The sequence below is a fragment of the Pseudomonas sp. SWRI92 genome (assembly GCF_014268685.1).
Classification (GTDB): domain Bacteria; phylum Pseudomonadota; class Gammaproteobacteria; order Pseudomonadales; family Pseudomonadaceae; genus Aquipseudomonas; species Aquipseudomonas marvdashtae.
Genome location: NZ_JABWQY010000002.1, coordinates 233,249 through 260,025, shown reverse-complemented (window position 1 = coordinate 260,025; position 26,777 = coordinate 233,249). Strand labels below are relative to the sequence as shown.

The 26,777-nt window shown below is 61.5% G+C and carries 23 protein-coding genes; 12 read left to right on the top strand and 11 right to left on the bottom strand.

The genetic code is table 11. The features are described from left to right. Positions 1-59: 59 nt before the first annotated feature. From trkA to def, 4 genes are all read right to left on the bottom strand, one after another. A complete protein-coding gene (trkA, locus tag HU762_RS04490) occupies positions 60-1,433 on the bottom strand; it encodes a Trk system potassium transporter TrkA (RefSeq protein WP_186633485.1) in 1,374 nt (457 codons plus the stop codon). 22 nt (positions 1,434-1,455) lie between these two features. After that, positions 1,456-2,766 (bottom strand): 16S rRNA (cytosine(967)-C(5))-methyltransferase RsmB, encoded by a 1,311-nt coding sequence (gene rsmB / locus HU762_RS04485; RefSeq protein WP_186633482.1) that lies wholly within the window; start codon positions 2,764-2,766, stop codon positions 1,456-1,458. Then, on the bottom strand, positions 2,763-3,722 hold the full coding sequence (gene fmt, locus HU762_RS04480; RefSeq protein WP_186633479.1) for a methionyl-tRNA formyltransferase: 960 nt from the start codon (positions 3,720-3,722) through the stop codon (positions 2,763-2,765). Before fmt ends, rsmB begins: the two co-directional genes overlap by 4 nt. A gap of 71 nt (positions 3,723-3,793) precedes the next feature. Next, positions 3,794-4,300, bottom strand: coding sequence for a peptide deformylase (def, locus tag HU762_RS04475; RefSeq protein ID WP_053126951.1), 507 nt, complete (start codon positions 4,298-4,300; stop codon positions 3,794-3,796). A gap of 169 nt (positions 4,301-4,469) precedes the next feature. On the opposite strand from def, the gene HU762_RS04470 reads away from it, so the two are divergent. The 3 genes from HU762_RS04470 (at position 4,470) to HU762_RS04460 (ending at position 7,308) form a co-directional block, all read left to right on the top strand. Beyond that, positions 4,470-5,495 carry a LysM domain-containing protein gene (locus HU762_RS04470; protein WP_186633476.1) on the top strand — a complete coding sequence of 342 codons (1,026 nt, stop codon included), beginning with the start codon at positions 4,470-4,472 and terminating at the stop codon, positions 5,493-5,495. Between the two features lie 80 nt (positions 5,496-5,575). Further along, positions 5,576-6,676 carry a DNA-processing protein DprA gene (gene dprA / locus HU762_RS04465; RefSeq protein ID WP_186633473.1) on the top strand — a complete coding sequence of 367 codons (1,101 nt, stop codon included), beginning with the start codon at positions 5,576-5,578 and terminating at the stop codon, positions 6,674-6,676. 74 nt (positions 6,677-6,750) lie between these two features. Beyond that, a complete protein-coding gene (locus tag HU762_RS04460; RefSeq protein ID WP_186633470.1) occupies positions 6,751-7,308 on the top strand; it encodes an L-threonylcarbamoyladenylate synthase in 558 nt (185 codons plus the stop codon). Positions 7,309-7,356: 48 nt separating this feature from the next. Here HU762_RS04460 and HU762_RS04455 read toward each other — a convergent pair whose 3' ends face one another. Then, positions 7,357-8,334 carry an NADPH:quinone reductase gene (locus tag HU762_RS04455; protein WP_186633467.1) on the bottom strand — a complete coding sequence of 326 codons (978 nt, stop codon included), beginning with the start codon at positions 8,332-8,334 and terminating at the stop codon, positions 7,357-7,359. Between the two features lie 165 nt (positions 8,335-8,499). On the opposite strand from HU762_RS04455, the gene hemF reads away from it, so the two are divergent. After that, a complete protein-coding gene (hemF, locus tag HU762_RS04450; RefSeq protein WP_186633464.1) occupies positions 8,500-9,414 on the top strand; it encodes an oxygen-dependent coproporphyrinogen oxidase in 915 nt (304 codons plus the stop codon). A gap of 12 nt (positions 9,415-9,426) precedes the next feature. Continuing rightward, a complete protein-coding gene (gene aroE, locus HU762_RS04445) occupies positions 9,427-10,257 on the top strand; it encodes a shikimate dehydrogenase (protein WP_186633461.1) in 831 nt (276 codons plus the stop codon). On the opposite strand, the gene HU762_RS04440 is transcribed toward aroE, so the two are convergent. The 3 genes from HU762_RS04440 to betC all read right to left on the bottom strand — a co-directional run bounded on the left by HU762_RS04440 (position 10,247) and on the right by betC (position 14,367). After that, positions 10,247-11,815, bottom strand: coding sequence for a SulP family inorganic anion transporter (locus HU762_RS04440; RefSeq protein ID WP_186633458.1), 1,569 nt, complete (start codon positions 11,813-11,815; stop codon positions 10,247-10,249). The two genes, aroE and HU762_RS04440, sit on opposite strands and share 11 nt — an antisense overlap. Before the next feature lie 98 nt (positions 11,816-11,913). After that, the gene (gene choX / locus HU762_RS04435; RefSeq protein ID WP_186633455.1) at positions 11,914-12,834 is read right to left on the bottom strand and encodes a choline ABC transporter substrate-binding protein; all 921 of its coding nucleotides are present in this window, start codon (positions 12,832-12,834) and stop codon (positions 11,914-11,916) included. A 15-nt stretch (positions 12,835-12,849) separates the two neighbouring features. Beyond that, positions 12,850-14,367 carry a choline-sulfatase gene (gene betC, locus HU762_RS04430; RefSeq protein ID WP_186633452.1) on the bottom strand — a complete coding sequence of 506 codons (1,518 nt, stop codon included), beginning with the start codon at positions 14,365-14,367 and terminating at the stop codon, positions 12,850-12,852. A gap of 114 nt (positions 14,368-14,481) precedes the next feature. On the opposite strand from betC, the gene HU762_RS04425 reads away from it, so the two are divergent. Beyond that, entirely contained in the window at positions 14,482-15,429 is a 948-nt protein-coding gene (locus tag HU762_RS04425; protein ID WP_186633449.1) for a LysR family transcriptional regulator, read from the top strand. Positions 15,430-15,434: 5 nt separating this feature from the next. On the opposite strand, the gene HU762_RS04420 is transcribed toward HU762_RS04425, so the two are convergent. Then, positions 15,435-16,094, bottom strand: a complete 660-nt coding sequence (locus HU762_RS04420) for an NAD(P)H-binding protein (RefSeq protein ID WP_186633446.1) — start codon at positions 16,092-16,094, stop codon at positions 15,435-15,437. 86 nt (positions 16,095-16,180) lie between these two features. Here HU762_RS04420 and HU762_RS04415 point away from each other — a divergent pair, with 86 nt between their 5' ends. From HU762_RS04415 to HU762_RS04390, 6 genes are all read left to right on the top strand, one after another. Continuing rightward, positions 16,181-16,519: a DOPA 4,5-dioxygenase family protein gene (locus HU762_RS04415; protein WP_186633444.1), complete on the top strand. Its 339-nt coding sequence runs from the start codon at positions 16,181-16,183 to the stop codon at positions 16,517-16,519. 642 nt (positions 16,520-17,161) lie between these two features. Next, a complete protein-coding gene (locus HU762_RS04410) occupies positions 17,162-18,469 on the top strand; it encodes a CitMHS family transporter (protein ID WP_186633441.1) in 1,308 nt (435 codons plus the stop codon). Positions 18,470-18,548: 79 nt separating this feature from the next. After that, positions 18,549-19,316, top strand: a complete 768-nt coding sequence (locus HU762_RS04405; RefSeq protein WP_186633438.1) for a TerC family protein — start codon at positions 18,549-18,551, stop codon at positions 19,314-19,316. 248 nt (positions 19,317-19,564) lie between these two features. Beyond that, the gene (locus tag HU762_RS04400; protein WP_186633433.1) at positions 19,565-21,223 is read left to right on the top strand and encodes a Na/Pi cotransporter family protein; all 1,659 of its coding nucleotides are present in this window, start codon (positions 19,565-19,567) and stop codon (positions 21,221-21,223) included. 168 nt (positions 21,224-21,391) lie between these two features. Then, a complete protein-coding gene (locus tag HU762_RS04395; protein ID WP_186633431.1) occupies positions 21,392-22,780 on the top strand; it encodes an insulinase family protein in 1,389 nt (462 codons plus the stop codon). A 55-nt stretch (positions 22,781-22,835) separates the two neighbouring features. After that, the gene (locus HU762_RS04390) at positions 22,836-23,843 is read left to right on the top strand and encodes a DUF5924 family protein (RefSeq protein WP_186633428.1); all 1,008 of its coding nucleotides are present in this window, start codon (positions 22,836-22,838) and stop codon (positions 23,841-23,843) included. Between the two features lie 10 nt (positions 23,844-23,853). Here the strand turns inward: HU762_RS04390 and HU762_RS04385 are convergent, their stop codons facing one another. Next, complete coding sequence (locus tag HU762_RS04385) at positions 23,854-25,083, bottom strand: spore maturation protein (protein WP_186633425.1); 1,230 nt, start codon at positions 25,081-25,083, stop codon at positions 23,854-23,856. Positions 25,084-25,202: 119 nt separating this feature from the next. Continuing rightward, on the bottom strand, positions 25,203-26,534 hold the full coding sequence (gene gltP / locus HU762_RS04380; protein WP_186633422.1) for a glutamate/aspartate:proton symporter GltP: 1,332 nt from the start codon (positions 26,532-26,534) through the stop codon (positions 25,203-25,205). Positions 26,535-26,777 lie beyond the last annotated feature (243 nt).

The following is a 26,777-nucleotide window of genomic DNA, read 5'->3' as shown; positions in this document are numbered from 1 at the left end:
GCGGAGCGTCCCGGGCTGCATTCCCACGCGGAGCGTGGGAACGATCAGTACGGTGGGGGTTAGAAAAAACTCAACCCCACATGGAACAGCTTCTCGACGTCGCGAATGTGCTTCTTGTCCACCAGGAACAGGATCACATGGTCGCCCGTCTGGATCACGGTGCCGTCATGGGCGATCAGCACTTGTTCGTCGCGGATGATCGCGCCGATGGTGGTGCCGGGCGGCAGGCCGATGTCGCGGATGGCTTTGCCGATCACTTTGCTGGATTTGGCGTCGCCGTGGGCAATGGCCTCGATGGCTTCGGCCGCGCCGCGGCGCAGGGAGTGGACGCTGACGATGTCGCCGCGGCGTACGTGGGCGAGCAAGGTGCCGATGGTTGCCAGTTGCGGGCTGATGGCGATGTCGATGTCGCCGCCCTGGATCAGGTCGACGTAGGCCGGGTTGTTGATGATGGTCATGACCTTCTTCGCGCCCAGGCGCTTGGCCAGTAGCGACGACATGATGTTGGCTTCGTCGTCGTTGGTCAGGGCCAGGAAGATGTCGGCGTCGGCGATGTTTTCTTCCAGCAGCAGGTCGCGGTCGGAGGCGCTGCCTTGCAGCACCACGGTGCTGTCGAGGGTGTCGGAGAGGTAGCGGCAGCGCGCCGGGTTCATTTCGATGATCTTGACTTGGTAGCGGCTTTCGATGGCTTCGGCCAGGCGTTCGCCGATCTGGCCGCCGCCGGCGATGACGATGCGCTTGTAGTTCTCGTCGAGGCGGCGCATTTCGCTCATGACTGCGCGAATATTCGCCTTGGCGGCGATGAAGAATACTTCGTCGTCGGCTTCGATCACCGTGTCGCCTTGGGGCAGGATCGGCCGGTCACGGCGGAAAATCGCGGCGACGCGGGTTTCTACATTCGGCATGTGCTCGCGCAGTTGGCGCAGTTGCTGGCCCACCAACGGGCCGCCGTAGTAGGCCTTGACCGCCACCAGTTGCGCCTTGCCTTCGGCGAAGTCGATCACCTGCAAGGCGCCGGGGTGTTCGATCAGGCGCTTGATGTAGTTGGTCACCACCTGTTCGGGGCTGATCAGCACATCCACCGGGATCGCTTCGTTGTCGAAGAGGTCGGCGCGAGTCAGGTACGCCGCTTCGCGCACCCGGGCGATTTTGGTCGGGGTGTGGAACAGCGTGTGGGCGACCTGGCAGGCGACCATGTTGGTTTCGTCGCTGTTGGTCACGGCCACGAGCATGTCGGCGTCGTCGGCTCCGGCCTGGCGCAGCACGGTCGGCAACGAGCCGCGCCCCTGCACCGTGCGGATGTCGAGACGGTCGCCGAGGTCGCGCAGGCGTTCGCCGTCGGTGTCGACCACGGTGATGTCGTTGGCCTCGCTGGCCAGATGTTCCGCCAGCGAACCGCCGACCTGCCCTGCACCGAGGATGATGATTTTCATCCAGTCACTCCTATCGAATCGGTTAACCGCGTGCGGCGGCGATCTTGATCAGCTTGGCGTAGTAGAACCCGTCATGCCCGCCTTCCTGGGCCAGCAATTGCCGGCCGTGGGGCTGCTTGAGCCCGGCCTGGGTGGCGATGTCCAGCTCCCGGGCGCCCGGCGTGCGAGCCAGAAACGCTTCGATCACTTCGGTGTTCTCGGTCGGCAAGGTCGAGCAGGTGGCGTACAGCAACATGCCGCCCACGTCGAGGGTCAGCCATAAAGCGTCGAGCAATTCACCTTGCAACTGCGCCAACGCGGCGATGTCGTCCGGTTGGCGGGTGAGCTTGATGTCGGGATGGCGACGAATGACCCCAGTGGCCGAGCAAGGCGCGTCGAGCAGGATGCGCTGGAACGGCTTGCCGTCCCACCAGGCGGCCGTGTTGCGACCGTCGGCGGCGAACAGCTCGGCGTCCAGGCCCAGGCGTGCAAGGTTTTCCTTCACCCGCACCAGGCGCTTGGCCTCCAGGTCCACCGCCACCACGCCGGCCAGCTTCGGTTCGGCCTCGAGGATGTGACAGGTCTTGCCCCCCGGCGCGCAGCAGGCGTCCAGCACCCGTTGGCCAGGCGCGAGTTCTAGCAGGTCGGCGGCCAGTTGGGCGGCTTCGTCCTGGACGCTGATCCAGCCCTCGGCAAAACCCGGCAATGCACGTACGTCGCCCGGAGTTTCCAGGACGATGCCGTCGCGGCTGTACTGGCATGGGATGGCCGGGATGCCGGCCTCGCCCAGTAACGCCAGGTAGGCATCGCGGCTGTGATGACGGCGATTGACCCGCAGGATCATCGGCGGATGGGCGTTGTTGGCGGCGCAGATGGCTTCCCATTGCTCGGGCCAGAACGCCTTGAGGGATTTCTGCAACCAGCGCGGGTGGGCGGTGCGCACCACCGGGTCGTGCTCCAGCTCGGCCAGCAGGGTTTCGCTTTCCCGCTGGGCGCGGCGCAACACGGCGTTGATCAGGGCCTTGGCCCAGGGCTTTTTCAGCTTGTCGGCGCAGCCCACGGTTTCGCCGATGGCGGCGTGGGCCGGGACGCGGGTGTAGAGCAGTTGATAGAGCCCCACCAGCAGCAGCGCTTCGACGTCGGCGTCGGCGGCCTTGAACGGTTTCTGCAACAGCTTGGCCGCGAGGGCCGAGAGGCGCGGTTGCCAGCGGGCGGTGCCGAACGCCAGGTCCTGAGTGAAACCGCGATCACGGTCTTCGACCTTGTCCAGTTGGGTCGGCAAGGAACTGTTCAGCGAGGCTTTGCCGCTGAGGACGGCGGCAAGTGCCTTGGCGGCGGCCAGACGCGGGTTCATGAGGCGTCCACCGCTTGGCCGAGATGGGTGCCGACGGCAAATTTCTCACGACGGCTGTTGAACAGGTCGCTGAAGTTCAGCGCCTTGCCGCCGGGCAGTTGCAGACGGGTCAGACACAATGCCTGATCGCCACAAGCGACGATGAGGCCGTCCTTGCTGGCGCTGAGGATTTCTCCCGGCGCACCCTTCCCTTCGGCACAACTGGCCGCCAGCACTTTGAGGGCTTCGCCGTTCAAGGTGCTGTGGCAGATCGGCCACGGGTTGAAGGCCCGAACCAGGCGCTCCAGCTCGACGGCTGGGCGGCTCCAGTCGATGCGGGCTTCGTCTTTGTTCAGTTTGTGCGCGTAGGTGGCAAGGCTGTCGTCCTGCACTTCGCCTTCCAACGTGCCAGCGGCCAGGCCGGCAATGGCTTCGACCACGGCGGACGGGCCGATCAGCGCGAGGCGGTCGTGCAGGCTGCCGCCGGTGTCGTCGGCGCTGATGGGGGTGCTGGCCTTGAGCAGCATCGGCCCGGTGTCCAGGCCGGCTTCCATGCGCATCACGGTCACGCCGCTCTCGGCATCGCCCGCTTCCACGGCGCGCTGGATCGGCGCGGCACCGCGCCAGCGCGGCAGCAGCGAGGCGTGGCTGTTGATGCAACCCAGGCGCGGGATGTCCAGCACCACTTGCGGCAGGATCAGGCCGTAGGCGACCACTACCATCAAGTCCGGTTTCAGGGCTGCCAGTTCGGCCTGGGCCTGGGCATCGCGCAGGGTCGGCGGCTGCAACACGGTGATGCCATGTTCCAAGGCCAGTTGCTTGACTGGGCTGGGCATCAGTTTTTGCCCGCGACCGGCCGGCCGGTCCGGCTGGGTGTAGACCGCGACGATCTCGTGGGGGCTGGCCAGCAGGGCCTTGAGGTGTTCGGCGGCAAATTCGGGAGTGCCGGCAAAGACGATGCGCAGTGGCTCAGTCATGGGAAGCTCTCAGTTACAAAGCAGTCGCAAAAAGAAAAAGGCTTGCCGCAGCAAGCCTTTGAAGAAGGGCATCAAGCGTTCTGGCGATGGATCTTTTCCAGTTTTTTCTTGATCCGGTCACGCTTGAGATTAGACAGGTAATCGACGAACAGCTTGCCGTTGAGGTGGTCACACTCGTGCTGAATGCACACCGCCAGAAGGCCTTCGGCGATCAGTTCGTAAGGCTGGCCGTCACGGTCCAGGGCCTTGATCTTGACCTTTTGCGGGCGGTCGACGTTTTCGTAGAAGCCCGGCACCGAGAGGCAGCCTTCCTGGTATTGCTCCATCTCGTCGGTCAGGGTTTCGAACTCGGGGTTGATGAACACCCGCGGCTCGCTGCGGTCTTCGGAGAGGTCCATGACGACGATACGCTTGTGCACGTTGACCTGGGTCGCGGCGAGGCCGATGCCTGGCGCCTCATACATTGTTTCAAACATGTCATCGACCAGCTGACGCACTTCGTCGTCCACTACGGCCACCGGTTTGGCGATAGTGCGCAGGCGCGGGTCCGGAAATTCGAGAATGTTCAAAATGGCCATAAGCTTGATAAATGCACGTGTGAGGTAAAGTCGGGTGGCTGGCCTGGCGTGTCTTGGGATGCAGGCTACCGTTGTAAAACGATGCGCTTGTGGAGAATAGCTCCTTGAGCAGCGAGCCACGGGGGCTCTGGCGTTTTACGCGAACGCACATAATAAAGGGATTCACCGCATGAGGAAATCACTACTCGCCCTGCTGCTCCTGGCCTCGGCCGGTATCGCGCACGGGCAAGTGCAACTTCGGGAAGGTTTTCCGCAGCAATACACAGTGGTCCAGGGGGATACGCTGTGGGACATTTCCGGCAAATACCTGCGCGAACCCTGGAAATGGCCCGAGCTTTGGCAGGCCAACTCGCAGATCGAAAACCCCAACCTGATCTATCCGGGCGACACCCTGTCGCTGGTCTACGTCAACGGCCAGCCACGGCTGACGCTCAATCGCGGCGTCTCGCGCGGCACCATCAAATTATCGCCGCGCGTGCGCAGTTCGCCGGTAGCCGACGCCATCCCCAGCATTCCCCTGCAAGCCATCAACAGTTTTTTGCTGAGCAACCGCATCGTCGACACAGCGGAAGCCTTCAACACGGCGCCGTATATCGTCGCAGGCGATGCCGAGCGCGTGCTCAGCGGCACCGGTGATCGTATCTTCGCCCGCGGCGATTTCGATCCGAGCCAGCCGGCGTACGGCATCTTCCGCCAGGGCAAGGTCTACACCGACCCTGAGACCAAGGAATTTTTGGGCATCAACGCCGATGACATTGGCAGCGGCGAGATCATCGCCACCGAAGGCGACGTCACCACTTTGGCCCTGCAACGCACCACGCAAGAGGTGCGCCTCGGTGATCGCCTGTTCAGCGGCGAAGAACGCTCGATCAATTCGACGTTCATGCCCAGCGCGCCGAAATCCGACATCAATGGCTTGATTCTCGACGTGCCACGGGGTGTAACGCAGATCGGCGCGCTGGACGTGGTCACCCTGAACAAGGGGCGGCGCGACGGGCTGGCCGAAGGCAACGTCCTGGCCGTGATGAAGACCGGCGAAACGGTGCGTGATCGGATCACCGGCGCGCCGGTGAAGATCCCCGACGAGCGCGCCGGCCTGCTGATGGTGTTCCGCACCTACGACAAGCTCAGTTATGGCCTGGTCCTGTATGCCTCGCGGTCGCTGGCGGTGCTCGACAAGGTGCGCAATCCATAACGGGTCTCACAAGTTACCAACAGAGTTATCCACAGCTTGTCCTCGTTTGAACGGGGTCACTAACGATCAAGGATTGATCTATGCCATTGCCTGAATCCGCTTCGGTTCCGCCTGCGGAACTGGAGGCCCGTCTGTGCTTGCATCGCTTGCCGGACCTGGGACCTAGACGCTTCATGACCCTGATGGAAGCTTTCGGCTCAGCCTCCAAAGCTATCAGCGCTCCCGCCAGCGCATGGCGCGCACTGGGATTGCCCGCCCAGTGCGCCGAGGCCCGGCGCCTTGCGGAAATCCGTGACGGCGCCGCTCATGCGATGGCCTGGCTAGAGGGCCAGGCCCAGCATTTGTTGATGTGGGACCAGCCAGACTACCCGGCACTGCTGGCGCAGATCAGCGGCGCGCCACCGCTGCTGTTCGTGGCTGGCGACCCGACGATTCTGGAAAAACCGCAGCTGGCGATGGTTGGCAGTCGCCGGGCATCGCGTCCGGGCATGGACACGGCGGCGGCATTTTCCCGAAGCCTGGCCGGGGCCGGATTTGTCATCACCAGCGGCTTGGCCTTGGGCATCGACGCGGCCGCTCATCAAGCCGCGTTGGATGTCGGCGGGCAAACCATCGGTGTGCTGGGCACGGGTCTTGAAAATTTTTATCCACAGCGCAATCGCCGGCTGGCGGAAGCGATGATCGCCCAGGGTAGCGCGGTGCTTTCGGAGTTCCCGCTGGACGCGCCGCCTCACGCCAGCAACTTCCCGCGCCGCAATCGAATCATCAGCGGCTTGTCCCTTGGCGTGCTCGTGGTCGAGGCCAGTGTCGCCAGTGGTTCGCTGATCACTGCGCGCCTGGCGGCGGAACAGGGCCGCGAGGTGTATGCGATTCCGGGGTCGATCCATCACCCCGGCGCCCGGGGCTGCCATCAACTGATCCGTGACGGCGCGGCGCTGGTGGAAACCGTCGAGCACATCCTCGAAGCCTTGCGGGGTTGGCAGCGGCTACCCGTCGGTGCGGAGCCGACACCGGTGACGCACCCGCTGTTGCGCCTGCTCCATGCGGCGCCGTTGACCAGTGAGGCATTGGCCGATGCCAGCGGCTGGGGCTTGTCCAAGGTCCTGGCGGCGTTGACCGATCTGGAAATGGAGGGACGAGCAACGTGTGAGCACGGGCGCTGGTTCGCGCGAACAAGCTAGGTTTTGCTTGCTAGGTTTTATGGGGAAGATCGGTAAACTGCGCACAGCCTTATTTGCGTTGCGGAGAATCTTTCATGGTCAACAGTTGGCGTGTGCAACAAGCCGCGCGAGAAATTCGCGCCGGGGCGGTGATTGCCTATCCAACCGAAGCGGTCTGGGGCCTGGGTTGCGACCCATGGAATGAGGACGCGGTGGAACGCCTGTTGGCGATCAAGTCCCGTCGGCCCGACAAGGGGCTGATACTGGTGGCCGACAATATCCGCCAGTTCGACTTTCTGTTCGAGGACTTCCCCGAAACCTGGATGGACCGCATGGCCAGCACCTGGCCTGGGCCCAATACCTGGCTGGTGCCGCACCAGGACATGCTGCCGGAATGGATCACCGGCGTGCACAACACCGTCGCGCTGCGGGTCAGCGATCATCCCATTGTTCGTGATTTATGCTCGTTGGTCGGGCCGCTTGTCTCCACCTCGGCCAACCCCCAAGGCCGCCCGGCGGCCAGGACGCGGATCCGCGTCGAGCAATATTTCCGTGGGCAGATCGATCTGGTGCTGGGCGGCAATCTGGGCGGACGCAAGAACCCGAGCGTGATTCGCGACCTGGCGACCGGGCAGATTGTTCGGCCAGACTAGATACCTTGTGGCGAGGGAGCCTGCTCGCTCGCCACAAGAGCATTTGGCTCAAGGTAAAAGTATGGTCGACCCCGTCGTGCGCCGTGCCGACAGTTCGGTATGGGCCTTGGCCGCGTCCGCCAGGGGAAAACGCTGGTTGATGTCCACCACGACCTTGCCGCTGGCGATCATGGCGAACAGTTCATCGGCCATGCGTTGCAGGTTTTCGGCGTTGTTGGCGTAGGTCGCCAGGGTCGGGCGCGTGACGTACAGCGAGCCCTTGGCCGAGAGAACTCCCAGGTTCACGCCGTCTACCGCACCGGATGCGTTGCCGAAGCTCACCACCAGGCCACGGGGGGCGGTGCAGTCGAGTGAAGTCAGCCAGGTGTCCTTGCCGACGCCGTCGTACACCACCGGGACCTTCTTGCCGTCAGTCATTTCCAACACGCGCTGTACGACGTTTTCCTTGCTGTAATCGATGACTTCCCAGGCGCCGTGGGATTTGGCGATGGCGGCTTTTTCCGCCGAGCTGACGGTGCCGATCAGCTTCACGCCCAAGGCCTTGGCCCACTGGCAGGCCAGGGAACCCACGCCACCGGCGGCGGCATGGAACAACACGGTTTCGCCGCCCTTGAGCTCGTAGGTCTGACGCAGCAAGTACTGCACGGTCAGGCCCTTGAGCATCACGCCGGCGGCCTGTTCGAAACTGATCGCCTCAGGCAGATGAACCAGATTGGCTTCAGGCAATACGTGCACATCGCTGTAGGCGCCCAGCGGCCCGCTGCCATAAGCCACGCGGTCGCCGACCTTGAAGCGAGTCACGTCCGACCCGACGGCCTCGACCACACCCGCTCCTTCGGCGCCGAGCCCCGACGGCAGGGCCGGTGGCGGATAAAGACCGCTGCGATAATAGGTGTCGATGAAATTCAGGCCGACCGCCCGGTTGCTGACGCGCACCTGCTGCGGACCTGGCTCGGCGGGCGAGTACTCCACGTACTCAAGCACTTCCGGACCGCCGTGGGAACTGAACTGGATACGTTTGGCCATCTTCACCTTCTCCTTATCGTGGGACTTTTTACCAAGCCTGCTATCGGACTCCTAAGCTTGATCTTCGTCAACTGTGGTGTGAGTGGATGCGGTGTTATCCTGTGCGCCCATTTTGCCGGCGACCCTTTGTGCGTCGCGTAACGTAGCCCTGATCAAGGTGATGTCATGACTACTCGCACCAAGGCCGTGAAAGCCTATCTGCTCGACCTGCAGGATCGCATCTGCGCAGCCCTGGAAACCGAGGACGGCGGCACTCGCTTCGTCGAGGATGCCTGGACCCGCCCCGCTGGCGGCGGTGGTCGTACACGAGTCATTGAAAACGGCGCGGTGATCGAAAAGGGCGGCGTCAACTTTTCCCACGTCTTCGGCAGCGGCCTCCCACCGTCGGCCAGCGCCCACCGGCCGGAACTGGCCGGGCGCGGCTTCGAGGCCCTGGGCGTGTCGTTGGTGATCCATCCGCACAATCCGCACATTCCAACGTCCCACGCCAACGTGCGCTTTTTCATCGCTGAAAAGGAAGGTGAAGAACCCGTCTGGTGGTTTGGCGGCGGCTTCGACCTGACCCCTTACTACGGCGTCGAAGAAGATTGCGTGCACTGGCACCGCATCGCCCAGCAGGCCTGCGAGCCGTTCGGCCCGGACGTGTATTCGCGCTACAAAGCCTGGTGCGACAGCTATTTCCACATCAAGCATCGAAACGAGCCCCGGGGCATCGGCGGCCTGTTTTTCGATGACCTGAACGCGTGGGACTTCGACACCAGCTTCGCCTTCATGCGCGCCATCGGCGATGCCTACATCGAGGCTTACCTGCCTATCGTGCGTCGCCGCAAGCACGACCCGTATACCGCCCAGCAACGCGAGTTCCAGGAATTCCGCCGTGGGCGCTATGTGGAATTCAACCTGGTGTATGACCGCGGCACCCTGTTCGGCCTGCAGTCGGGCGGCCGCACCGAGTCGATCCTGATGTCGCTGCCACCGCAGGTCCGCTGGAGCTACGACTGGAAAGCCGAACCGGGCAGCGAAGAGGCGCGGTTGACCGAATACTTCCTGCAGGATCGCGATTGGCTGGCGACAGCCTGAACAGGGGACACCATGGACCGCTACGTTGTAATGGGTAACCCGATCGGCCACAGCAAGTCGCCGTTGATCCATCGCCTGTTTGCCGAGCAGACCGGGCAGGCGCTGGACTACACCACGTTGCTGGCGCCCCTGGGGGATTTCGCCGGTTGCGCACGGGCATTTTTCCTCGAGGGTCGTGGGGCGAATGTCACCGTGCCGTTCAAGGAAGACGCCTTCCGTTTGGCCGACAGCCTGACCAAACGTGCGCAGCGGGCCGGGGCGGTCAATACCTTGAGCAAGCTGGCCGACGGCAGCCTGTTGGGTGACAACACCGACGGCGCCGGGCTGGTGCGGGACCTGATCGTCAACGCCGGTTTCAGCCTCAAGGGCAAGCGCATCCTGTTGCTGGGTGCCGGCGGCGCGGTACGGGGGGCCTTGGAACCGCTGCTGGCAGAAGCGCCGGCCTCGGTGATCATTGCCAATCGGACGGTGGAAAAAGCCGAGAGGCTGGCCGAACTGTTCGCCGACCTCGGGCCGGTCTCGGCGAGCGATTTCGCCTGGTTGAGAGAACCGGTGGACTTGATTATCAACGCTACGTCCGCCAGCCTGTCAGGCGATGTACCGCCGATTGCCGGAAGTTTGATCGAACCCGGCAAGACCTTTTGCTACGACATGATGTATGGCAAGGAACCGACTTCGTTCTGTCGCTGGGCCAGGGAGCAAGGCGCGGCGGTGGCGATGGATGGCTTGGGCATGCTCGCCGAACAAGCGGGTGAAGCGTTCTTCCTGTGGCGTGGCGTGCGCCCGGACACCGCGCCGGTGCTGGCGGAGTTGCGTCGTCAGCTCGCGGCGGTCAGTCCCTGAAAAGGATCGGGCATCGCTCCGGTCCTTCCAGCTTCAATAATTCCTCTACCACCTGTGGCCTTGCCCCGCGCAAGGTCAGGCTGCGCCCCTGGCCGCGCAAGCGACGGGCCTCCTGGTGGAGCATTTCCACGCCGGAATAATCGATGAAGTTGATCTGCTGGGCATCAATCACCACCTGTTGCGCGGTCATGCGTTGCAAGCGCACTTGCAGATAATGGCTGGCGCCGAAAAAGATCGAGCCGCCCACTCGCAGGACATCCGCCTCGCCTTCGCGAAATTGCTGCACCCGCGGCTGTGAGGTGCGCTTGAGATAAAAGAACAGCGAGGCCAGTACGCCGGCATAAATGGCGGTTTGCAGTTCGAGCAGCAGCGTGGCCAGGCAGGTCAGGCCCATGACCAGGAATTCCGAGCGACTCACGCGGTACAACGCACGGATACCCCGGTGGTCCACCAGGCCCCAGGCGATCAGCAAGATACTGCCGGCCATGGCGGGAATGGGAATGTGCGCGATCAGTTTCGCCCCGGCGACTGCAAACAACGCCACCCACAAAGCCGAGAACACGCCGGCCAGGGGTGAGCGCGCGCCCGCTTCATAACTGAGGCCGGAACGGGTGAAGGAACCGGCTGACAGTGATCCGGCAAAAAAACCTCCGACGATATTGGAAAGCCCCTGCGCCCGGACTTCCTGGTTCGCATCGAGCAATTGCCCGGAGCGCACCGACAGCGAACGGGCAATGGACAGGCTGGTCACCAACCCGAGCATGCCCACCGCCACGGCACCGGGCAGCAGGCGCAGGATCAACTCGAGGTCCAATGGCAGCGGGGTGAACGGTGGCAGGCGCCCGGCGAAGGCGCTGACCAGCGCCACATGCCCGAACATCCCAGGCCACAACCAGACCACCAGGCTGCTGATGACCAAAGTTATCAATAGGCTCGGCCAACGCGGCAGCAAGCGCTTGAGCACGACTCCCACCACCAGCGTCCCCAGACCCAGCAGCAACGAAGGTTTATCCACAGCCCCGATGTGGCTGAACAACATGAGCAGGCTCTTCAGGGCTGTGGCTTCATTCGGCAAGTCCAGGCCCAGCAGGTTCGGCAACTGCCCCAGCGCAATGACAATCGCCGCACCCAGCGTAAAACCCAGCACCACCGAGTGCGAAACAAAATTGACCAGCGCCCCGAAACGCAACAGTCCAAGCAGCCATTGGAAAATTCCCGCCAACACCGTCAGTAACAGGATCAACATGATGTAGTCCTGGCTAGCGGGCACGGCCAAAGGGCTGACAGTGGCGTACAGGACAATGGAGATCGCTGCCGTGGGACCACAGATCAAGTGCCACGACGAGCCCCACAGGCAGGCGATCAGCACCGGCACGATCGCCGCGTACAAGCCGTACTCCGGCGGCAAACCGGCAATCAGGGCGTAGGCAATGGACTGCGGCAACGCGAGAATCGCGCCGCTGAGGCCGACGATCAGGTCACGGCCGACACTGGCCCGGGTCTGCCGAGGAAGCCAGCTCAGGAAAGGGAAAAGCGAATGGCGGGTGGGGATTGCCATGGGGCCTCAAAAAACGGGGTTTGGCGCAAGAGTATCAGGTGAGCCAATGTGGCGAGGGAGCTTGCTCCGTCGCCACAAAAGCCGGCTCGCCATTATGCCTAGAGCTTGGCCTTCACCGCCGCCAGCGCATCCTTGCCATCAACGGTCTTCACGCCGTCCAGCCATTTATCCAGCACCGCCGGATTAGCTTTGATCCAGGCCTTGGCCGCTTCGGCGTTGCTGACCTTCTTGTTCACCACTTCGGCCATGATGCTGTTTTCCATTTCCTGGGTGAAGCTCAGGTTGGTCAGCAGCTTGCCGACGTTCGGGCAGGCCTGTGCATAACCTTTGCGCGTCAGCGTGTAGACGCTGCCGGTGTCGCCGAAGTATTTCTCGCCGCCCTTGAGGTAATGCATCTTCAGTTGCACATTCATCGGGTGCGGGGTCCAGCCGAGGAAGGTCACGAATTTCTGTTTCTTCACGGCCCGGGAGACTTCCGCCAGCATCGCCTGCTCGCTGGATTCCACCAGTTTCCAGTCACCCATGCTGAAATCGTTGGTCTTGATGATCTCCTTGAGCGAAAGGTTGGCCGGGGCGCCAGAGCCGATGCCGTAGATCTTCTTATCGAATTTGTCGGCGAACTTGTTCAGGTCGGCAAAGTTATGCACACCCGCATCCCAGACATAGTCCGGCACCGCCAAAGTGAATTCGGTGCCATCCAGGTTTTTTGCCAGTTGCGTGACGTCACCGTTGGCGACGAATTTGTCATAGAAACCCTGCTGCGCAGGCATCCAGTTACCCAGGAATACATCAACCTGGCCGTCCTTGAGCCCGCCAAAGGTGATCGGCACGGCCAGGGTGTCGACCTTGGGCTTGTAGCCCATGCCTTCCAGCAGGAAACCGGTAATGGCATTGGTCGCGGCGATGTCGCTCCAGCCCGGATCGGCCATCTTCACCGTCTCGCAACTCTGCTCGGCCCACGCCGACACACTGCTCAACGCCAACAGCCCGGCGGTCAGTACTGTGGATAACTTTTGCATGTGCTTCCCCTTACGTTATTGGTTTATTGGGCAGGGTTGTGGATAACGGGCCTTGCGCTCCAGGTCGTCCAGGTCGATGTGGTTGCGCATGTATTGCTGACTGGCATCGACCAGCGGCTGGTGGTCCCAGCTCTTGAGTTTGCCCAGGGTCAACGCCTGGGCGACAAAACGTCGGCGCCGCTGGCTGGCGAGCACCTGTTGGTGAATGGCTGGAATATCCCATTTGGCCCGCGCTTGAGCGAGAAAATCAGCCAACAGGGATTGATGCTCAGGTGAATGGCTGAGGTCTTCCAGTTCCTTCGGATCATTGCGCACATCAAACAGCAGGCAAGGGTCATCCTCGCTGTAGATAAATTTCCACGGGCCGCGACGGATCATCATCAAAGGGCTGATGGTGCCTTCGGCCATGTACTCACCAAAGACCTCGTCATGTCCGCCCTGCCCTTGCAGGTGCGGCACCAGCGAGCGACCGTCCAGCGGCAATCCCGGTTCCAGCGTACCGCCGGCCAGTTCAACCAAGGTCGGCAGCAAGTCGGCGGTGGACACTGCGGCGCCGACGCGGCCACTGGCGAACTGGCCCGGCGCGCTGATCAATAGTGGTACGCGCGCGGCCATTTCGAACCAGTGCATTTTGTACCAGAGGCCCTTTTCCCCAAGCATGTCCCCGTGATCGCCGGAGAACACGATGATGGTGTCATCCAGCAGACCGGTTTCTTCCAGGGTTTGCAGTAACTTGCCCACATTACTGTCGATGTAGCTGCAGGCACCAAAGTAGGCGCGACGGGCGTCGCGAATCTTATCCACAGGCAACGGCTTGTCCCACAGGTCGTAGACTTTCAACAGACGCTGGGAGTGTGGATCAAGCTCAGCCTGGTCGGGGGTTTGCGGCAGCGGGATGTCTTTGTCGTCATACAAATCCCAGAACGCCTTGGGAATCGTGTACGGATCGTGTGGGTGCGTCATCGATACGGTCAGGCAAAACGGTTGGTCGCCGTCTTCGCGAATGTGATCGAACAGGTATTGCTGGGCCTTGAACACCACCTCTTCGTCGAAATCCAGCTGATTGGTGCGCACGCAGGGCCCGGCCTGCAACACCGAGGACATGTTGTGATACCAACTCGGCCGTACATCCGGCTCATCCCAATTCACGGCCCAACCGTAATCGGCCGGGTAAATGTCACTGGTGAGGCGTTCCTCATAGCCGTGCAACTGGTCCGGCCCGCAAAAATGCATCTTGCCGGACAGCGCCGTACGATAGCCGAGGCGGCGCAGGTAATGGGCATAAGTCGGAACGTCCGCAGGGAAGTCCGCCGCGTTGTCGTAGGCGCCGATCTTGCTCGGCAACTGGCCGCTCACCAATGTAAAACGCGACGGCGCGCAGAGCGGACTGTTGCAATACGCAGCGTCGAACACGACGCCCTGCTCGGCCAGGCGTGACAGATTCGGCAGCTTGATCGGCGACGGACCGTAGATCGGCAACATTGGCGCGGCCATTTGATCGGCCATGATAAAAAGAATGTTCTTGCGCTTCATGTATTCGCGGCATTCCATAGTGAGCGGTTATGCGATATTGCTGCGATTGAGCATGTAGCCCATGCTCTTTGGGGTAAAGCCCATGCAAGATAATGACTAGGATAAGCACAGCTTATGTATGACGCCTTGGGTGACCTGTCCCTGGACCTGTTCCGCACCTTCGAATCAGCGGCTCGCCAGCAAAGCTTCACGGCAGCCGCGATTGAGCTGGGTACCACACAACCGGCCATCAGCCAGCAGATCAAACGATTGGAGGAACAACTCGGCGCACGGTTGTTCGATCGCATCTACCGAGGCATCGAATTGACCGAGGCCGGTTCGATTCTGTTCGAACAGGTCCAGGCCGGCTTGCAGAGCATCGACGCCGGGCTCAACGCGATCACTGCCCAGCACCAGCACGAGGTGCTGCAAGTCGCGACGGACTTTGCCTTCGCCGCTTACTGGTTGATGCCACGCCTGCATCGATTTCATGCAGCCAACCCACAGGTGGACGTTAGCCTGGTGACCAGCGAGCGCAACCACAACATGCTGCGCACGGATATTGACGTTGCGGTCCTGTTCGGCGACGGTCGCTTCAAACAGGGCGAAAGTCGTTGGCTTTTCAGCGAAGAAGTCTATCCCGTATGCAGCCCGCTGCTGCTCAAGGAACGCCCCCTGCCCTTGCCGGCCCAGGCCCTGTCGGAATTCCCCTTGCTGCATTTGCGCGGCGGCAGCAGCAGCTGGTTCGAGTGGAGTGGCGTATTCCGTGAGCTGGGCATCACGTCGCTGCCAGCTCCCGGTCAATTGCGCTTCGACAACTACACGCTACTTATCCAGGCGGCAATCGGCGGCCAAGGCGTCGCCATCGGCTGGCGACACCTTGTGGATAACTTGCTGGCGCAGGGGCTGCTGTGCCGACCGATCGCCGAGACGGTGCTTTCCCGGCTGGGGTACTACGTGGTCCTGCCCCAGCGTAAGCGCCGTGGCGTGCTGATCAAGTTGTTCGTGGATTGGCTGATGGAAGAACAGGCCAATAGTGCGGAGTCGTTGACGGGGTTGCCGCTGCCTTCTATTGCGGTTTGAGCACCTCAAGTAGCCGAGACAAAGCTGACATGCTCACCGATGTGCAGATTGAGGCGCAGTTCGTCGGCAATGCCGACCGCTACACGGCTCAGGCGCTCCAGGGATTCGGCCATGCCGGGCTCCAGGCTGGTGCTGACGTGGCTGAAATGTTCGATGCTCAACCCCTGCACGGCATAAGGCGCATTGACGAGTGTCCATTGCAGGGCACTGTTTTTCAGGGCATCAAGGATTTCTTCGGCGGCGTGGCGCTGCAAGTCATCGTCTGTCTGCTCTTCTTCCAGCACGGCAAAATTGCCCACCAGGAACAGCCGGGGAATCTTCACCGCCTGCATGCCAGCAATTAGCGCATCCACAGCCAGGACCTGCTCCACAGGACCGGGGATGAGCGTGCGCTCCACTTGTTCGCTGTTCATTGGCAGTCCCGGCGCGTTCAACAGGCACACCACAGCGTTGGCGCCGGCGACGCTCTGCTTGACTCGTTCGGGGTCGAAGAGATCCCCGGTCTTGGCGCGCAGGCCCGGGCGCGGCGCCAGGGCGGTAAGATCATCCAAAATGGCGATGACTTCATGCTGACGTCGCAGCATTTCAGCCATCAACGCACTGCCGAGGCTGCTCATGGCACCGTAAAGCACCACTTTAATGACCGGGGTTTCGGCGTTTTTCATTGGCTGACTTTCCTTTTCTACAGCGTGTAATGGCTCTGACCCGTGGTTTACCGCGAGGGTTCGGCTGGTCTTTCGAGGAGTGACAGATGCAACGGATCAAGGGCTATCACGCCCACGTATATTTCGACGCAGAAACTCTCGAGCAGGCGCGAGCCCTGTGCGAGGAAGCGGCGCAGCTGTTTACGCTGAAAATGGGCCGCGTCCATCAGCGTCCGGTCGGCCCGCATCCGGACTGGAGTTGTCAGTTGGCGTTCGATCCGCAGTACATCGGCGTCGTCTTGCCGTGGCTGGCCCTCAACCGCAAGGGGCTGGTGATTTTCATGCACCCGGAGACTGGCGATGACCTGGCCGATCACACTGATCATGCGATCTGGATGGGCGCGGTGCGGCCGCTGAATCTTTCGGCATTTGAAGTGAAACGCTGATTGTTTTTGTGGCGAGGGGATTTATCCCCGCTGGGGCGCGAAGCGGCCCCTAAATCTGTCATCGCGCAATTTTTTTGATCGTTCCCACGCTCTGCGTGGGAATGCATCCCGTGACGCTCTGCGTCACCTTCCAGAAGCGGAACGCGGAGCGTCCCGGGCGACATTCCCACGCAGGAGCGTGGGAACGATCGGTATGTATTTCCAGCCTTAAAAATCAGATGGTTGCAATTTGTTCCATGAGAGCTTGCTCCCGCTCGGTCGCGCAGCGGCCGCAAAATCATGGGGCCGCTGCGCAGCCCAGCGGGAGCAAGCTCCCTCGCCACAACAGCACAACAGCACAACAGCACAACAGCAATCCATCAGCAACACAGGCACGCTTGGCCAATCATCAGCCATTTTTGTGGCGAAAGGCTGCTGAAAGCTTGCGCGATTAGGATCGCCTCACCTACCGGCAATAGACCGGTGGCCTAAAACGAGTCTTCGTTAGCTCGTGCGGCCCTTTTAACAACAACAATGGTGATTCTGATGTCCGCTGCTTCCCGTCCCGCTGCACCCACTCCATCCGTCCCCCTCGTGCTTTGCATTTCGCGCTGACCTGTCCGGTTCGCATTTCATAGCCGCGCCACGCCTGGAGTATTTCCCATGCTGACTTTCCTTGGCTTCGCCATGGTCATCACGTTCATGTTCCTGATCATGACCAAGCGCCTGTCCGCGCTGATCGCCCTGATCATCATCCCGATCCTGTTCGCCCTGTTCGGTGGCTTCGCGCCGAAAATCGGCCCGATGATGCTCGAAGGCATCACCAAGCTCGCCCCGACCGGGGTGATGCTGATGTTCGCGATTCTCTATTTTGCCCTGATGATCGACTCCGGCCTGTTCGACCCGGCCGTGCGCAAGATCCTCAAGCTGGTCAAGGGCGACCCGTTGAAAGTTTCGGTCGGTACCGCCGTCCTGGCGCTCGTCGTTTCCCTCGATGGTGACGGCGCGACCACTTATATGATCTGCGTAGCCGCGATGCTGCCGCTCTACAGCCGCATCGGCATGAGCCCACGCATCATGGCCGGCCTGATCATCCTCGCCGGCGGCGTCATGAACATGACCCCGTGGGGTGGCCCGACCGCCCGGGCAGCCAGTGCGCTGCATGTGGATCCGTCCGACATCTTTGTGCCGATGATCCCAGCGATGCTGGCCGGCGTCGTGGCGATCCTGGCGATTGCCTATATGTACGGCAAACGCGAGCGTGCCCGCCTGGGTGAATTGCACCTGGCCGGTGATGAAATGGACCACAGCGAAATCAGCGTTTCGCAGTTTCCGGATGCCCGCCGTCCGAAGTTGATCTGGTTCAACGGCGCGCTGACCCTGGCCCTGATGTGCACCCTGATTGCCGGCTTGCTGCCATTGCCCGTGCTATTCATGGTGGCTTTCAGCATTGCGATGATCGTCAACTACCCATGCCTGCAACAGCAGAAAGACCGCGTCGCGGCGCACGCCGGCAGCGTGTTGGCGGTGGTCGGGCTGATTTTCGCGGCGGGGATTTTCACCGGCATCCTGACCGGCACCGGCATGGTCGATGCCATGTCCAAGAGCTTGCTGGCGGTTATTCCGGAGTTCCTCGGTCCTTACCTGGCGGTCATTACCGCGCTGGTGAGCATGCCGTTCACTTTCTTCATGTCGAACGATGCATTTTATTACGGGGTGTTACCGGTTTTGGCCGAAGCCGCCAGCCATTACGGCATCACCGCCGTCGAAATGGCCCGTGCTTCCATCGTCGGCCAGCCCGTTCACCTGCTGAGCCCGCTGGTTCCGTCGACTTACCTGCTGGTGGCGCTGGCCGGGATCGAGTTCGGCGATCACCAACGCTTCACCTTGAAGTGGGCAGTGCTGGTTTGCCTGTGCATAATGTTCGCCGCCTTGCTGATGGGGATTTTTCCGCTGTTCAGCACTCTATAAAAGCATCGCCCGCTGCGGCGCCCCTGTCGGACAACCGAAGGGGCACGGCGCGGCCTAACACTCGCTCAAAGGAACTCACATGGAATGGCTGACCAACCCGGAAATATGGGTTGCCTTCTTTACCCTGACCGCCCTGGAAATCGTCCTGGGCATCGATAACATCATCATGATCTCGATCCTGGTCAGCCGCATGCCCAAGCACATGCAGGCGCGCACCCGGATTTTCGGCCTGGCCTTGGCCATGATCACGCGGATCCTGTTGCTGCTGTCCATTACCTGGGTCATGCGCCTGACGGCCGATCTGTTCGAAGTGTTCGGCCAGGGCATTTCCGGTCGTGACCTGATCCTGTTCTTCGGTGGCCTGTTCCTGCTGTGGAAAAGCTCCCAGGAGATGTACCACGCGCTGGAAGGTGAAGACGAAACCAACGATGAGCCTTCGGGCAAGGGCGGCAGCTTCATCTACACCATCGTCCAGATCGCGATCATCGACATCGTGTTCTCGCTGGATTCGGTGATCACCGCAGTCGGCATGGTCTCCCATGTCCCGGTGATGGTGGCGGCAATCATCGTGGCTGTGCTGGTGATGATGCTGGCGGCGGGTACTATCAGCAGCTTCATCGACAAGCATCCGTCGCTGAAGATGCTGGCGCTGTCGTTCCTGCTGGTGGTCGGTACCGTGCTGATCGCCGAGTCGTTCGAGGTGCATGTGCCAAAAGGCTACGTCTACTTCGCGATGGCGTTTTCGCTGGCGGTGGAAGCGATCAACATCAAGATGCGTATCGCCATGGCGCGCAAGCGCAAGCAACAGGATCCGGTGAAACTGCGCAAGGATTTTCCCGGTCAGTAATGGTGTAGGGCGATAAACAAAGGGGCTCTTGGAGCCCCTTTTTCATACCTGCAGATAAGTGAGCTGTTGCGCAACATTCAAGATCCGCAACGTCCTTGCCGAAACCGTCTTATGACAGTTTTGTTTCAAACGATTCTTTAGCTGTGCAATGCTGGCGCCCGAACCGTTCGCCAACTACAGCTTAAGTACAAGTAGAACGATGTGGCACCGTCAATTTGTCCCGTTGGGACGCTAACAGGGGGCTCCTCATGCTGACCCTGCTGAATCTACTCTCCGCCGTGGCCTTGCTGATCTGGGGCACACATATCGTCCGTACCGGCATTTTGCGGGTCTACGGCTCGAACCTGCGCCATGTCATTGGCCAGAACATGTCCAAGCGCTGGCTGGCGTTTATCGCAGGGATCATGGTCACGGCCATGGTCCAGAGCAGCAATGCCACGGCGATGCTTGTTACGTCCTTCGTCGGCCAAGGGCTGATGACGCTGACCCCTGCCCTGGCGACCATGCTCGGTGCGGATGTCGGCACCGCCTTGATGGCCCGCGTGCTTACCCTGGACCTGTCGTGGTTGTCACCGCTGCTGATTTTCCTCGGGGTGATTTTCTTTCTGTCGCGCAAGCAGACCCGTGTCGGGCAAATGGGCCGGGTCGGCATCGGCCTCGGCCTGATCATCCTGGCCCTGCAATTGATCGTCGAAGCCGCTGCGCCGATCACCCAGGCCCAGGGCGTGAAAGTGATTTTCGCCTCGCTGACCGGCGACATCCTGCTCGATGCCTTGGTCGGCGCGCTGTTCGCCATGATTTCCTATTCCAGCCTGGCGGCCGTGTTGCTGACCGCGACACTGGCGGGCGCCGCCGTGATCAGTTTGCCAGTGGCCATCGGCCTGGTGATCGGTGCCAACATCGGCAGCGGCATCCTGGCCTTCCTCAGCACCAGCATGCAGAACGCCGCCGGACGCCAAGTAGCGCTGGGCAGCCTGCTGTACAAGCTGATCGGCCTGGTGCTGATCATTCCGGTGCTCGATCCACTGGTGGGCTGGCTGGACAGTCTGGATTTCAGTCCCCAGGAAACCGTCATTGGCTTCCACTTGCTCTACAACTCCGTGCGTTGCCTGGTCCTGCTGCCAAGCGTGGGACCCATGGGCAGGTTGTGTGCCTGGCTGCTGCCGGAACGTGCGGAAATCAATGGTACGGCCGCGTCTCGGCATCTGGACCCCGCCGCCCTCGCCACCCCGAGCCTGGCGCTGGCGAACGCGGCCCGGGAAACCTTGCGCATCGGCGACCTGATCGAAAACATGCTCGAAGCCATGCTCGGCGTGCTGCGTGGCGAGCAAACGGCAATCACCCAGCAAGTGCGCGGCATGAGCGACGATGTCGAAGCGCTGTGCAGCGCCATCAAGCTTTATATGGCGCAAATGCCGCGTGAGGACCTCAGCGAGCAGGACAGTCGTCGCTGGGCGGAAATCATCGAGCTTGCGATCAATCTCAAGCTGGCCAGCGACCTCATCGAGCGCATGTTGCGCAAGGTCCAGCAACAGAAAACCTCGCAACGTCGATCTTTCTCCGAGGTGGGCCTGGAAGAACTGGCGGGGTTGCACAGCCATCTGATCGCCAACCTGCGCCTGGGGTTGTCGGTGTTCCTCAGCGCCGACCGGGAAAGCGCTCGCCAACTGCTGCGGGAGAAACGGCGTTTTCGCGCACAGGAACGGCGAATGGCCCACGCCCATGTCAGCCGCCTGCACCGCAAGGTCGTGCAGAGTATCGAGACCAGTTCCCTGCACCTGGAGCTGATCGCCGACATGAGGCGCTTGAATTCGCTGTTCTGCGGCAGCGCCTATGTGGTGCTGGAAACCTCGGAGATCGGCGCGCTGGCCGTTGATGAAATTTCCGACATCACGCATTCGCCTTGAACGACTGGCGCCTGGGCCAGTCATTAAAAAGGGCCGGACCTCAAGCCAATCGAGCCAGACTACTCCCACGGTCATGAACACAGCGTAAACCCAAAGTGGGAACGCACCTGCTCGCGATAGGGCTGGTCCGCAATCATGGATCTTCATTCAGCCGCCAGGAAGCTCGCTATGCGTTGCCTGTTACTCGCCCTGCTTTTGTTCGGTTCCCTACCCGTGGCTGCCCTGGACCGGTTCCAGGTCGAAGGCTACACATTGCCCAATGGCATGCAGCTGTTGCTCAAGCCCGGCAACGACCGTGGACACGTGGCGATTCGGCTGGTGGTCGGCGTGGGCCTTGATGATTTCAAGTGCGCCGACAAGGAGCTGCCGCATCTGCTTGAGCACTTGCTGTTCAGCGGTGTCGACGATAGCGGCGAAGGCGGCCTGGAAGAACGCATGCAGGCGTTGGGCGGCGAATGGAACGCCTTTACCAGCAATGCCGATACCACATTCGTTATCGAGGCGCCCGCGAGCAATCAACGCAAGGTCCTGGATTTGTTGCTGGCGCTGCTGACCCGCACCCGCATTGACGACAAGGCCCTGCAAGCGGCCAAACGAGTGGTTGAACGCGAAGACGGCGGGCATTACACCCATCTCCAACGCTGGCTTGATCGCCAGGACATCGGCCACAAGGCCAGCAATCAGTTGGCCGTGGAACTGGGCTTGCGCTGCGCGGAACGGGCCGAAGTCGAGCACCTCACCCTTGCGAAAATCGAGCAGGTGCGCGAGGCCTGGTATGCCCCCAACAACATGACGCTGATTGTCGTCGGCGACCTCGACCGTCTGCTCCCGGCCTATCTGGAGCGTACGTATGGCGAACTCGAACCGGTCGAGCCCAGCGTCCACGCACCGCTGCCGCAAATCCGCTACAGCGCGGTCACCAAACGCAACCTGATCCGCGGCCTGGTCGGCGATGGCGCCAAGCTTCACTGGTTGTTTCCAGAGCCGGTGCTGGAGCAGCAACACGACGAAACCTTCGACTTGCTCAAGGATTACCTGGACTGGGCGCTCTATCGTCAGCTGCGCCTGGCCAACAACCTGTCCTATGGCCCTTGGGCGGAACGGGAAGTGTTGGGTGGCGTCGGCTTCATGGGCCTGAACGCCGACCTGAGCCGCGAGGACCTGCCCCAGGCCGAGCAGGCGCTGGAAGCGCTGCGTACCACCTTGCTCAAGGACGGCCTGGACCCCGAGAGCTTCGTGCGGATCAAACGCGCGGCCATTGCCCATCAATCCTGGGCCGTTCAAGGCAACAGCGCACTGGCCGATTATTACTGGAGCGCGCTGGGCGACTACGAAGACGGCCGCTTCGCCAATCCAGCGGCCCGCTTGCAGGAGGTCAGCCTGGAACAAGCCAACCAGGCCCTGCGCGAGCTCCTCAAGGACCCGGGTTACTTGCGGATCGAGAAGCCGTTGGTCAGTGATGACCAACTGGTCTGGGGATTGGCCACCTTGGTGGCATTGTTACTGTTGCTGCTGGCCTGGCGACTGCGTCGCAGGGCGCGACGGAACCCGGAATGAATGGGCAGTGGTACTCTGTCAGCGATATTTCTACGACTTACTGTGAAACTGCCGAATGCCGAACCTGACTCATTTAATCCAGCGCATCCTCGAATTGATGAAGCGCTACCCAGGGGTCATCGCGCTCGGCGGTTTCATTTCCGGGGTCGGCAGTTTCATGCTGGTGGACCGTCAGCAAGGCCTGGCGACCTGGATCGCCATCATGATGTTGGTGAGCTGGCTCTGGCTGATGCTGGAAAACAGCCTGACCCGGCTGTTCACCAAGATTTTCAAACGGGAGATCCCCCAGCCGCTGTTGCGTTACGCCACGCAGATGATTCACCAGGAAAGCCTGTTTTTCGTCCTGCCGTTTTTCTTCATCACCACCACTTGGAACAGTAGCCAACTGCTGTTTACCGGCCTGCTCGCCGCGGCGGCGCTGGTCTCGATCATCGATCCCCTGTACTACAAATGGCTCGCGCCCCGGCGCTGGGCCTTCCTGGCGCTGCATACGCTGACGCTGTTCGCCGCCCTGCTCACCGCGCTGCCGGTGATCCTGCACCTGACCACCGACCAGAGCTTCAAGCTGGCGCTGGGCATCGCCATGCTGCTGTCGTTCCCAAGCCTGGCCTCGATCTTTCCGATCCGCACCGTGCGCAACGCCCTGGCGATTCTGTGCATCACCTTGGGGATTGGCGCCGCCGGCTGGGTGCTGCGCTCCTGGGTGCCACCCGCCACGCTGTGGATGACCGAAGTCGCGATCAGCACCCAGCTGGAAGACCGCACGCCGGGCGCCAGCCTGAAGGAAGTCAGCGCCGCCCAGATTCGCAGCAATGGCCTGTACGCCTACACCGCCATCAACGCGCCGCGGGGCCTTGATGAGCGGATTTACCACGTCTGGCAATTCAACGGCAAAGAGGTGGACCGTATCGCCCTGGATATTCATGGCGGGCGCAAGGAAGGCTATCGCGCCTGGACCCACAAGCAGAACTTCCCCGGCGACCCGACGGGCAAGTGGCAAGTGCGGGTGCTGACCGAGAATGGCCAGTTGATCGGCGTGTTGCGGTTCAAGGTGAATCCTTGAACCCTGCCCCTCAACCAAAGAACCAGTAGCAAACCCCGATCGCCGCCACCACACCGGCGAGTTCAGCGAGCAACGCGCAGCCCACGGCGTGGCGCGCCCGCTGGATACCCACGGCGCCGAAATAGACCGCCAGCACATAGAACGTGGTTTCGGTACTGCCCTGGATGGTCGCCGCCACCAGGGCCGGGAAGCTGTCCACCCCGGACGTCTTCATGGTTTCGATCAGCATCGCCCGGGCGGCACTGCCGGAAAACGGCTTGACCATGGCGGTCGGCAGCGCATCGACGAAGCGCGTGTCCCAGCCGGCCCACTCCACCAGGTGCCGGATGCCGTCCAAGCCGAAGTCCAGCGCGCCCGAGGCACGCAGCACGCCGACGGCACAGAGCATCGCCACCAGGTACGGCAGGAGGTTCTTCGCAACGTCGAACCCTTCCTTCGCGCCTTCGACAAACGCCTCATACACCTTGACCTTGCGCAGCGCGCCCACCACCAGGAACAGGATGATCAGGCCGAACAGCGTCAGGTTGCCAAGGATCGACGACAGCCCCGCCAACGCTGTGGCCGAGAGCGTCGCCAGCAACGCCATGAAGCCGCCCAGCACCAGCGCACCCGGGATCAGATAAGCCAGCACCACCGGATCCCACAGGCGCAGGCGCTGCATGAAGGCCACCGAAAGCAGCCCCACCAGCGTCGACGCGCTGGTGGCGAGCAGGATCGGCAGGAACACCAAGGTCGGGTCCGGCGCGCCTTGCTGGGCGCGGTACATGAAGATCGTCACCGGCAGCAGTGTCAGCGACGAAGCGTTGAGGACCAGGAACAGGATCTGCGCGTTGCTGGCGATGGTCGGGCTGGGGTTGAGGTCTTGCAAGGCGCGCATGGCCTTGAGGCCGATGGGGGTGGCGGCGTTGTCCAGTCCCAGGCCGTTGGCAGCGAAATTAAGGGTGATCAGGCCGATCGCCGGATGGCCAGCGGGGACTTCCGGCATCAAACGTAAAAACAGCGGGCCGAGGGCCTTGGCCAGCCAATCGACGATGCCGGCTTTTTCCGCGATGCGCAGGAAGCCCAGCCACAGCGTCAAGGTACCAAACAGCAAGACCATGACCTCGACCGAGAGCTTGGCCATGGCGAAGATGCTTTCCACCATGGCCGCGAAAATCCCGGCGTTGCCGCCGATCAGCCACTGCGCCATTGCCGACACGGCCGCCACGATAAAGAAGCCAAGCCACAGGCCATTGAGCATCGGTAAAGTCCCCCGGAAGATGCGGCGAATGATAGCGGGGCTGGCCGAAACGACAAACCCCGGATTTCTCCGGGGTTGGCCTGTACGTTACATACGCTTGCGATGATCCAGGAAATGAATCAACGGTTGGACGTTTCACCGGCCGGCAGCGACTCTTTGCTGCGCCAGTGCGGCAGGGAGTTCCAGTAGCGCTGGCCCTTGGCATCGTCATACATGCCTTCCCAACGGGAAATGACCAGCACGGCCAAGGCGTTGCCGATAACGTTCAGCGCCGTGCGTGCCATGTCCATGACGCGGTCGACACCCGCGATGAACGCCAGGCCCTCCAACGGAATGCCAACACTGCCCAAGGTCGCCAGCAGCACCACGAACGATACGCCCGGCACGCCAGCGATGCCCTTGGAGGTCACCATCAGGGTCAATACCAGCAGCAGTTGCTGGCTGAGGGACAAGTCGATGCCATACAACTGGGCGATGAAAATCGCCGCGATACTTTGATACAGCGTCGAGCCGTCAAGGTTGAAGGAATAACCGGTAGGCACCACGAAGCTGCAAATGGCCTTTGGCGCACCGTACGCTTCCATCTTCTCGATGATGCGCGGCAGCACCGTCTCGGAGCTGGCGGTGGAGTAGGCCAGCACCAGCTCATCCTTGAAGATGCGCATCAGCTTGATCACCGAGAAGCCGAACAGGCGCGCGATCAGGCCGAGCACCACGAAGGCGAAGAACGCGATGGCGACATAAACCAGGATCACCAGCTTCGCCAGCGGCAGCAGGGAAGCGAAACCGAAATTGGCGACGGTCACTGCGATCAGGGCGAACACGCCGATAGGGGCGTATTTCATGATCATGTGAGTGACCTTGAACATGCTTTCCGATACGCCCTGGAACATTCTTACCAGCGGGTCGCGCAGATCCGATTGCAGGCTGGACAACCCGAGGCCGAACAGAACCGAGAAGAAAATGATCGGCAGCATTTCGCCACGCGCGACGGCCGCGAAAATGTTGGAAGGAATCAGGTTGAGAATGGTCTCGACGAACGCATGTTCATGTTGGACTTCAGCGGCGGTGGCCTGGTACTTGGAAATGTCCACAGTTCCCAGGGTGCTCATATCAATGCCATTGCCCGGCTGGAAGAAATTCGCCAGGAGCAAGCCGACGACGATGGCGATCGTGGTGACGACTTCGAAATAAACGATGGTCTTGAAGCCGATCCGCCCTAGCTTCTTCGCATCTCCCACCCCGGCAATGCCGACAATCAGCGAGGAGATGACGATGGGGATCACGATCATCTTGATCAGACGGATAAAGATATCGCCTGCCGGTTGCAGCACGTTGCTGATCCACCAGGCCTTCTCGGCACTGAAGTGGTTGAGCAGCGCGCCGATTGCAATCCCGAGTACCAGACCGATGAGGATCTGCCAGGCGAGGCTTAATTTTGCCTTCTTCATATCATTACCCTTACTTCAGTTGGACTCGGGCAGGGCGCGGACTGACCGCCAATGACGTCAGTAGCCATGCTTCCGCCCCGTACAAGATCACCCGGAGCGCGTACGGCGCGCTTACTGGCAGGCGAAAAAAGGCGCAACTATTGCCATGCAAGGGGGGATCGTCTAATGCCGTAAACGCCTACCCTATGCCGAATCGGCATGAGATTTACAAATCGAAACGTTCGTCCCAAGCGGTTCGGATAC

Coding starts and splice junctions, on each gene's coding strand:
- HU762_RS04405 (WP_186633438.1), top strand. CDS start 18,549: ATGGAATGGCTGACCAACCCGGAAATATGGGTTGCCTTCTTTACCCTG.
- HU762_RS04385 (WP_186633425.1), bottom strand. CDS start 25,083: ATGCTCAATGGCCTGTGGCTTGGCTTCTTTATCGTGGCGGCCGTGTCG.
- gltP (WP_186633422.1), bottom strand. CDS start 26,534: ATGAAGAAGGCAAAATTAAGCCTCGCCTGGCAGATCCTCATCGGTCTG.
- trkA (WP_186633485.1), bottom strand. CDS start 1,433: ATGAAAATCATCATCCTCGGTGCAGGGCAGGTCGGCGGTTCGCTGGCG.
- HU762_RS04390 (WP_186633428.1), top strand. CDS start 22,836: ATGCCGAACCTGACTCATTTAATCCAGCGCATCCTCGAATTGATGAAG.
- hemF (WP_186633464.1), top strand. CDS start 8,500: ATGACTACTCGCACCAAGGCCGTGAAAGCCTATCTGCTCGACCTGCAG.
- betC (WP_186633452.1), bottom strand. CDS start 14,367: ATGAAGCGCAAGAACATTCTTTTTATCATGGCCGATCAAATGGCCGCG.
- HU762_RS04425 (WP_186633449.1), top strand. CDS start 14,482: ATGTATGACGCCTTGGGTGACCTGTCCCTGGACCTGTTCCGCACCTTC.
- fmt (WP_186633479.1), bottom strand. CDS start 3,722: ATGACTGAGCCACTGCGCATCGTCTTTGCCGGCACTCCCGAATTTGCC.
- def (WP_053126951.1), bottom strand. CDS start 4,300: ATGGCCATTTTGAACATTCTCGAATTTCCGGACCCGCGCCTGCGCACT.
- dprA (WP_186633473.1), top strand. CDS start 5,576: ATGCCATTGCCTGAATCCGCTTCGGTTCCGCCTGCGGAACTGGAGGCC.
- HU762_RS04415 (WP_186633444.1), top strand. CDS start 16,181: ATGCAACGGATCAAGGGCTATCACGCCCACGTATATTTCGACGCAGAA.
- HU762_RS04420 (WP_186633446.1), bottom strand. CDS start 16,094: ATGAAAAACGCCGAAACCCCGGTCATTAAAGTGGTGCTTTACGGTGCC.
- choX (WP_186633455.1), bottom strand. CDS start 12,834: ATGCAAAAGTTATCCACAGTACTGACCGCCGGGCTGTTGGCGTTGAGC.
- HU762_RS04460 (WP_186633470.1), top strand. CDS start 6,751: ATGGTCAACAGTTGGCGTGTGCAACAAGCCGCGCGAGAAATTCGCGCC.
- aroE (WP_186633461.1), top strand. CDS start 9,427: ATGGACCGCTACGTTGTAATGGGTAACCCGATCGGCCACAGCAAGTCG.
- HU762_RS04440 (WP_186633458.1), bottom strand. CDS start 11,815: ATGGCAATCCCCACCCGCCATTCGCTTTTCCCTTTCCTGAGCTGGCTT.
- HU762_RS04455 (WP_186633467.1), bottom strand. CDS start 8,334: ATGGCCAAACGTATCCAGTTCAGTTCCCACGGCGGTCCGGAAGTGCTT.
- HU762_RS04400 (WP_186633433.1), top strand. CDS start 19,565: ATGCTGACCCTGCTGAATCTACTCTCCGCCGTGGCCTTGCTGATCTGG.
- HU762_RS04470 (WP_186633476.1), top strand. CDS start 4,470: ATGAGGAAATCACTACTCGCCCTGCTGCTCCTGGCCTCGGCCGGTATC.
- HU762_RS04395 (WP_186633431.1), top strand. CDS start 21,392: ATGCGTTGCCTGTTACTCGCCCTGCTTTTGTTCGGTTCCCTACCCGTG.
- rsmB (WP_186633482.1), bottom strand. CDS start 2,766: ATGAACCCGCGTCTGGCCGCCGCCAAGGCACTTGCCGCCGTCCTCAGC.
- HU762_RS04410 (WP_186633441.1), top strand. CDS start 17,162: ATGCTGACTTTCCTTGGCTTCGCCATGGTCATCACGTTCATGTTCCTG.